The 1,009-nt window shown below is 54.7% G+C and carries 1 protein-coding gene; it reads left to right on the top strand.

All coding sequences use genetic code 11. The annotated features are described in order from the left end of the window. The first annotated feature begins 28 nt into the window (after positions 1–28). On the top strand, positions 29–1,003 hold the full coding sequence (locus tag J5224_RS29925) for a glycoside hydrolase family 10 protein (protein WP_264628690.1): 975 nt from the start codon (positions 29–31) through the stop codon (positions 1,001–1,003). Positions 1,004–1,009: the final 6 nt, after the last annotated feature.

The following is a 1,009-nucleotide window of genomic DNA, read 5'->3' as shown; positions in this document are numbered from 1 at the left end:
TGAGGCTCCCGTCCGCGTTTCTCCGGCTGTGCCGGAGAACGTCAAGGGCGTTTGGCTGCCCACGCTTTCTGGCCTTGACTGGCCGACGCCAGCGTCAAGTGATGAACCGTCTGATGCGCGCCGTATTGCGTTACAAAAACAGGCGCTGATTGACAAACTAGACAATCTGGTGAGTCTGGGCGTTAACACGGTCTTTTTTCAGGTAAAACCGGATGGCACGGCGCTATACCGCTCGGCGTTACTGCCGTGGTCTGACGTATTAACCGGTGTGGTGGGCAAAGATCCCGGTTTCGATCCCTTGGCTTTTATGTTGGCTGAAGGGCATAAGCGTGGATTGCGTATTCACGCCTGGCTCAATCCCTACCGTGTGACCAGCAATACCCAGCCAAAAACGGTGGCCGCGCTGCGGCATACCCTTAGCGCTTCACCCTCCAGCGTGTATGCGCTACACCCTGAGTGGATACGCACGGCGAGCGATCGGTTCGTGTTGGATCCCGGTATCCCAGAGGTGCGTCAGTGGATCACCAATGTGGTGGTGGAACTGATCAACAACTACGCCGTGGATGGCATCCATTTTGATGATTATTTCTACTACGAAACGCCTGCTTCTCGTTTGCAAGACGATGCCACCTATCGGCAATATGGACAGGGGTTTGCCACCAAAGGGGACTGGCGGCGCAATAACACCTTGCTATTGATTGAGCAAATATCGATGGCGATCAAAGCGGTCAAGCCGCAGGTTGAGTTTGGCATCAGTCCGGCGGGTGTGTGGCGCAACGCGGAGAATGACGCACGCGGCTCGGATACGCGTGGCGGTGCAACCTACGATATCGCTTATGCGGATACCCGGTTGTGGGTGGAACGCGGCTTGATTGACTATATCATCCCGCAAATCTACTGGCCTTTTTCACGAGAAATCGTCCGTTATGACACACTGGTAAAATGGTGGGCGGACGTGGTAAGGCCAACAAAAACCCGTCTCTACATTGGTGTCGCCTTGTAAAAAGTC

The organism is Candidatus Symbiopectobacterium sp. NZEC135, from assembly GCF_025962695.1.
This window is presented reverse-complemented; position numbering and strand designations above follow the sequence as displayed.